Here is a 7,320-nt window from a genome sequence, read left to right on the forward strand (position 1 = left end):
AGGCAAAGTATTAACACGACTTGCTGCTGAAAAAGCAGCAAGCTCAACGGTGCGTGCCTTATGATAAAGTCCCACAAAACGTGCTTTGGCTGCAAAATTTTGTAACAAATAACGCTGTACCATATATTCATTTGAGCGTTCATCGTGTATAGGGACAAAACGTTCATCAACCAAAGTAATAATGATATTTTGCCAATCAATATCCGCTTTTGATAAATAATGAAAAAATAATTCTGGTGTTTTACCACCAGACACAGCTAGAATTGCGCGTTTGCGCTCCAGAACAGCTACACTGAGCTCTGCTGCAACACGGTCAGCCAAGGCTGAAGCAAGCGTTGTGGGTGTTTCAAAATTTAAACGGTCAATATTCATTCCATGCATACTTATTGCTCTAAACTAAGTTATTCCATATACGCCTATCACGTTCCATCAAAACTGCGGAATCAGATGGCCCCATGATCCCGCACTATATTCATAAATAGGCTGCTTTATTGCTTGCCACCCCTCAAGAATAAGATCAATCCAACGCCAAGCTGCTTCAACTTCGTCACGACGCATAAAGAGTGTTTGATCTCCACGAATAACATCCATCAATAAGCGCTCATAAGCATCAGGATTACGCTGGGAAAATGCAGATGCAAAATTCATATCCAAGGGAATATGACGAAACCGCATACCACCAGGACCTGGATCTTTAATCATCAACCACTGTTTGACTCCTTCATCAGGCTGGAGACGAATAACAAGTCGATTAGAAAAAACTTCATCCGAATCTACATTAAAAATATTATGAGGAATAGGTTTAAATACGACAACAATTTCAGACACTCGCGTGAACATACGCTTACCAGTTCGTAAATAAAAAGGCGTATTTGCCCAACGCCAATTATTAATCTTAACCTTTAATGCTACAAATGTTTCGCTCCTACTCTCCTCTTTTCCAAGATCATCAAGATAAGAACCTACAGAAATACCATTTAATATACCAGCCCCATACCGCCCACGTACAGTATGTTGTTCTACATTATGAACATCAAGAGGTGTTAAAGAATATAAAACTTTAAGTTTTTCATCACGTACAGCATTAGCACTGTTGATAAATGGTATTTCCATCGCAACCAAACAAAGCAGCTGCAGCATATGGTTTTGAACCATATCGCGTAGAGCACAAGTACTCTCATAATATTCTGTACGCCCTTCCAAACCTAAAGATTCAGCAACGGTTATCTGAACATGATCAATATAGTTGGAATTCCATAGCGGTTCATAAAGTGTATTCACAAATCGCAATGCCATTAAATTTTGAACAGTTTCCTTCCCAAGATAATGATCAATGCGAAAAATTTGATCTTCATGAAATACTTTTGCAAATATGTCATTGAGTTTAGCAGCTGTTTCCCCATCACGGCCAATAGGTTTTTCAATGATAACTCGTGTTTGTGGTGTGACTAAATTTCTTTTCCCCAACTTCATCGCAATATCAGCGAAAAGCGACGAACCAACAGCTAAATAAAAAGCTCGAATATCCGCTGAATCTTGTGACAACACTAGCGCAAGATCTTGCCAACCTTGATGTGAGGTAATATCAACAGAAACGTAAGTTAAACGTGCAAGAAAACGATGAAGTTCAATTTGGTTAAGATCTTTTGGATGAACATGTTTTTCTAACGATGCACAAACAAAATTTTGATACTCTTCATTACTCCATGCAGAACGCGCAACCCCAATAATACGCGTTGGCTCACTCAATTGCCCAACGCACTGACAATGATAAAGAGCAGGCATAAGTTTGCGTAAAGCCAGATCACCATTGCCACCAAAAACAATACAATCAAAGGGAGAGACTGGAATAATTTTACTTACCATGAACTTATTTATTTTTCTATTCGATTATTCAATCCTATATTACTTATAAAAACTTCCATCATTAAAGCAGACAGATACTAAATAAGCCATTAATTTTCTATATTTGAATCAATGTTTCTGTTAAAGACGATCCATTAAAGAAAACCAATGCATTGCTAAAAATATAAGTGGATAACGCAAAGCACTTCCCCCTGGAAAAGATGAAATTTTTAAGTCCTGAAAATGGGCAAAACGTTCATGATTTCCAGTCAACCATTCTGCGTATAATTTTCCCATAAAAGGAGCAAGCATAACGCCATGTCCTGAATAACCGCCACAATAAGTCATCCTTGAGAAAAGTTGGCGAACATAAGGCATACGTTCAACCGTAATGGCAACCGTCGCCCCCCAACGATGGCTGAGATTGATAGTGGATAATTGAGGATAAATTTCAGCAATTTGCCGTTTTATACGTGCATCTAAATTTACAGGATTCCTATTATTGTAACTTTCTACACCACCAAATAAGAGACGATTATCAATAGTTTTGCGAAAATAGCGAACCATAAAACGGGAATCATCAACCGATTCACCCCCCATGAGAATTGAACTGTTCTTAGGTAATGGTTCCGTCGCTCCAATATAAGAGCGAATAGAAACAATATTTTTTTGAACAAAACGCTGAAGCCCGAGTTGATATCCATTCGTTGCGAGTAAAACATGCTCTGCTGTTATACTCCCTTTTTCTGCGATCACTTTCCAACGAGTACCCTTGCGTTTCACGGTTTTTACTTGTGTTTTCTCATAAAGCTTAGCACCAGCATCTTTGGCTCTTTTTGCCAATCCAACAATCAATTTTAAGGGATTTATATGGCCAGTATCCGCATCATAAATACCACCACAATAAAAAGACGATCCAAGTCGCTTAGATGTTTCAGCCCTATCCATAAAAGTAAGCGCGTGATAGCCATAACGCTGCATTGCCTCAATATGCCGTTGATAAGAGAGAAGCTCACGCCTTTTATGGGTTACAGAAAGCTGTCCTACGATCAAATCACACGGATAATTAGGCATCGCGCATAAAGATAAAATATCTCTTTTAGCTTCTTCTGCTAAATCAAACAGCACTTGACTGCGCTCAAAACCATATTTTTTCTCTAATGTTTCGACCCATTGCCGTTGTCCCGTTCCCAGTTGTCCACCATTGCGCCCTGAAGCACCATCACCAAAACGTGATGCTTCAAACAAAACAACATCCACTCCAGCGTTCGCTAAATGATAAGCAGCTGAAAGTCCCGTAAATCCCCCTCCAATAATGACCACATCACACTGTCTATCTTCACAAAAAGAAGGATAAGAGGGGCGCTCTTTTAAAGTATCTTCATACCAAGAAATCCCTGGAGAAATTGGATTAGAGCCAATCATCGTGATAAACCTCAAACATTAAGCAAGAGATATTCGCGCTCCCACGGGCTAATCACTTCCATAAAGGTTTCAAACTCTTGTCGTTTGATTGCAGCATAAGTACTAACAAACACATCCCCTAGAATAGCACGTATTTCTGTATCTTGTTCAAATAAATTAACCGCTTCAATAAGACCACGCGGTAACTCAATATTATCAGCATTCACATTATTTATTGTTGGTTCATCCGGTTCAATTTTTTGCTGTAAACCAATGAGACCACACGCTAAAGAAGCGGCAAGGGCTAAATAAGGATTCGCATCTGACGAAGGAAGCCTATTCTCGACACGTCGCGCTTGAGGAACAGAACGAGGGACACGAAATGCTGTGGTACGGTTATCATATCCCCATCGCAAATTAACAGGTGCTGAAACATCGGGCATAAGACGTCGATAAGAATTGACATAAGGAGCAAGCATGACAAGTCCTCCCGCCATATGTCTTTGTAACCCACCAATAAAATGGCGAAAACAAATACTTTCTCCACCGTCTTCCTGCGTAAAAATATTCATCCCTGTCTTCTTATCAACGACTGATTGGTGAATATGCATCGCAGAACCCGGCTGCCCTTGAATGGGCTTAGCCATAAAAGTTGCATACATATTATGTTTAAGTGCTGCTTCACGAATTGTTCGCTTGAACATAAAAACTTGATCAGCCAATTCAATCGGATCGCCATGACGTAAATTGATTTCAAACTGACCTGCCCCTTCCTCGTGAATAAGCGTATCAATCTCCAATCCTTGCGCTTCCGAAAAATGATAAATATCATCAATAAACTCATCAAACTCGTTCACACCGGCAATCGAATAGCCCTGCCCTCCACCAATTGAACGTCCAGAACGACCAACGGGAGGAACTAAAGGATAATCAGGATCGGGATTTTTCTCTACTAAATAGAACTCAATTTCTGGTGAAACAACCGGCTTTAGATTCATTTGCGTATAAAAGTTGACTACTTTTCGCAAAACATTTCGTGGTGTATAATCGACGACCTGTCCATTTTGATATACAAGATCACAAATCACCTGTGCTGTAGGAGCATCTTCCCATGGTACAATACTTAACGTAGACAAATCAGGCTCAAGACGCAAATCACCATCGGTTTTGGGATATTCAAAGCCGTGACCATCTTCAGGGTAATCTCCTGAAATTGTTGCCATAAAAACCGCTGAAGGCAATGCTAATGATGTTGCCGATGTAAATTTTTTAGAAAGCATCATCTTGCCACGCGGCACGCCCGCCTGATCAGGTGTGATACACTCGATATCTTCTACATTACGAAAAGAAAGCCATTGTAAAACTTGCTGCCAGTTGTTTACACCACGTAAATTTTTAAGAAAACTGGAAACAGGCTTAGAACCCTTACTTTTTATTTGTTTACCATTTTTCACAGCCATAACACACCAACTTAAAACACAATCAATTTCCGTTATTATGGTACCATCCTATGCATAAATGTCACAAAAAAATCTTAATCAATTTAACTTTTATAGAATGCATAACATCTATTAAGCTAAAATCGTTCTTATCATCATTCTAAGCTGCTTATTGCATCAAACACGATAGGAAAATGGTCCTGCACGCGATAAATTGGTGCTAACTTTTGACCAGTATAAAAGATCGACGAATCAAATTAAATATGTTTTACAAATAAGCATGAACATTTTGCACCGCACTAGGTTTTATACAACTGCAGGATATCTCCTTTATTCGACAGCAACTATCGCAGCGCCTCTAAAACGACCACACTTTGGAATAGCCTCCTACCAAACTACCCACTCGCAACTAAAGATTCACCATAAACCAGAAAGCACTTTATGACTAGATGCGCTCTAACAAAGTACAATACTAATAAGCAAAGCGATAAACTCCATACGAATAGTCATTTTCTTCAAAAAAATAATAATTTGAGGCCACATTCGAATCCAATCGGCGCATTTATGCTATCATAGCTCCCACATGCCGACAGCATAAATTTGTCATCTAAGGATAAATCCAATGGGATAGATATATCTCTCACAAGAATATCATACTCATAACAATTTGAACCAACGACATCCGCTAAACTAAATTCACCGCTCATATTTCGAAAAGACGAAATTTGTAGCACTCTATTCCCGTGATACTGTGCAGACTGAGCACACGTCCTCAGAGCCCAAGTTGTAATTAAGTTCGTACCATTCCGTTCTTTTATAGAGCTAATATTTGAAAATAAATAACCATAACCTTCAGATATAATACGCCCAGATTCAATAATTACCGTAAGCTTATGTAAACCACAACCCAATTGTGATAATGCCTCATAAATTTTACGAGAGTATTCGTCATTGACCGTCACGGCATCGCAGAACACTGTGGAAGTTGGATATCCCCCACCTAGACTGATAAAAATTTATCTGATCCTTCAATGCGTAAATATCCTCTCCAGCCTTAGTTAAGGTGGATACTATTAACTCAGTCGAATTCAAATTAGAGCCCACATACAAATGCACCCCATTAAGCCTAATCCTATTGGATTCTAGCAAAGATAATGCGGCACGTAACTTCGCCGCAGTCATACCAAAACGCGATCTATCCCCGTTTGCCAGTACATGGCACAATCTCAATGAGATTTTAGGTAATAAGTCAAAATGGCGGGCAAGAACGATGATGTCATGTAATTCGATAATATTATCACACTGGATATTTATATGTTTTCTAATAGATAATTCTATCTCTTTTCGAAGTTTTACAGGGATATTAAAAATGTATCTCTATCTTTAAAACCATCTTTTTGCGCTAATGATACTTCATAATCAGACGCAAATTCCAAGTCCCAGCAACATAACAATGATGCCCCGCACGTCCATTAAAATACCCTGCTTTTTCTCGCTCTAGGCATTCATAGCCCGACCACGTAAAACAGGATACCAATTACAATATCAAACCATAAGACTGCAAGAGAAAGTTTTTTTATAAATAGACATTTTTTTATCTTTACCTTGCCTCTTAAAAAGGAGGATTCATTATGCTCCGTGAAAATCTTTGGTAATACACTCGGACGATTGGGTCACTAGTCGCCCGTCAATAATATATTCCGAGTTAAGAAATTGGGGGAGGTAAGCTATGCAACTCGTGGATCATCCTTTTGTGAAGTTCGATCAACTCAAGCCGATTTACAACTTTACATATCCGCTATTTCGCACTATTTCAAATGAATTTTACAATTACCTAGACTTTAATAAGCTAGCGCAGAGTAAGCAGATTCCACAAGCGCGGACTGTTTCTCTTTATTTGCATATTCCCTTTTGTGAAACCATCTATTTCTTCTGTCACTTTCAGAAAGGAGCCTACAAGCACGTTAAGCAAATCGAATCTTATATGTCAGCGCTTACCACAGAGATCAGAAACAAAGGAAACTTCATTCGCTCGCTTAGAGGTCCCATCCGCAGCATCTATATAGGGGGCGGACACCGTCGCTCTTGTCCGCAGATCATATCCGCCACACATAGGAAAAGTATTGCATGCTGAATTTGAGCTCTCTTCCTTAGCCGAGTTTACACTGGAAAGCGAACCGAAGAGCGTCACACGTGATAAACTTTATGCTGCCCGTGAGATCGGCGTTAACCGGATAAGCTTCGGTGTACAGAGTTTCATTGAGCGTTTCCGATCATTGTTTAACCTTACCTCAACACGTGAACAAATCAAAAATACCGTGGCCTAGTCACAAGAGATAATTGGACATGCCGGTTTCGACCTACTATATGGCATGCACAGCCAGCAAGCCGAAGAACTATTATACAATCTGAAGCAAGCCAGCGAGCTTCACCCTGAAACCATCAACCTCTATGCAATCAACAATCTGGCTATCACGTCGCAACTGCATAAGTCTTACGCACAAAAAGGGCTAAAACCGTCCAGCCTACAGCATCGACAGATGCTTCGATTATTTAGCGACACCGTTATGCGCAGCTGCGGATAGAAACCGAATATTACATAAAAAAACAATAAAGTCAATAGCTTGTGTGC

Annotated in this window: 5 protein-coding genes and 1 pseudogene; all 6 read right to left on the bottom strand. The window is 39.6% G+C overall.

Annotated features, from left to right (window positions below):
• On the bottom strand, window positions 1-381 hold a 381-nt coding region (locus BN338_RS00520), incomplete at its 3' end, for a 6-phosphogluconolactonase (RefSeq protein WP_039758045.1).
• Between the two features lie 10 nt (window positions 382-391).
• Window positions 392-1,866: pseudogene (gene zwf / locus BN338_RS00525) on the bottom strand (glucose-6-phosphate dehydrogenase).
• A gap of 120 nt (window positions 1,867-1,986) precedes the next feature.
• Complete coding sequence (locus tag BN338_RS00530) at window positions 1,987-3,270, bottom strand: NAD(P)/FAD-dependent oxidoreductase (RefSeq protein ID WP_039758047.1); 1,284 nt, start codon at window positions 3,268-3,270, stop codon at window positions 1,987-1,989.
• Window positions 3,271-3,281: 11 nt separating this feature from the next.
• Entirely contained in the window at window positions 3,282-4,709 is a 1,428-nt protein-coding gene (locus tag BN338_RS00535) for a glutamine synthetase family protein (protein WP_039758048.1), read from the bottom strand.
• Window positions 4,710-5,203: 494 nt separating this feature from the next.
• On the bottom strand, window positions 5,204-5,665 hold the full coding sequence (locus tag BN338_RS00540; RefSeq protein ID WP_156809208.1) for a type III PLP-dependent enzyme domain-containing protein: 462 nt from the start codon (window positions 5,663-5,665) through the stop codon (window positions 5,204-5,206).
• Complete coding sequence (locus BN338_RS13750) at window positions 5,637-6,059, bottom strand: type III PLP-dependent enzyme domain-containing protein (RefSeq protein WP_156809210.1); 423 nt, start codon at window positions 6,057-6,059, stop codon at window positions 5,637-5,639. The genes BN338_RS00540 and BN338_RS13750 overlap by 29 nt, the downstream gene beginning before the upstream one ends.
• Window positions 6,060-7,320 lie beyond the last annotated feature (1,261 nt).

The organism is Bartonella queenslandensis AUST/NH15, assembly GCF_000312585.1.
Lineage (GTDB): Bacteria > Pseudomonadota > Alphaproteobacteria > Rhizobiales > Rhizobiaceae > Bartonella > Bartonella queenslandensis_A.

Excerpts from the sequence above, each read along its gene's own strand:
- BN338_RS00530 (WP_039758047.1), bottom strand. The coding sequence starts at position 3,270 with ATGATTGGCTCTAATCCAATTTCTCCAGGGATTTCTTGGTATGAAGAT.
- BN338_RS00535 (WP_039758048.1), bottom strand. The coding sequence starts at position 4,709 with ATGGCTGTGAAAAATGGTAAACAAATAAAAAGTAAGGGTTCTAAGCCT.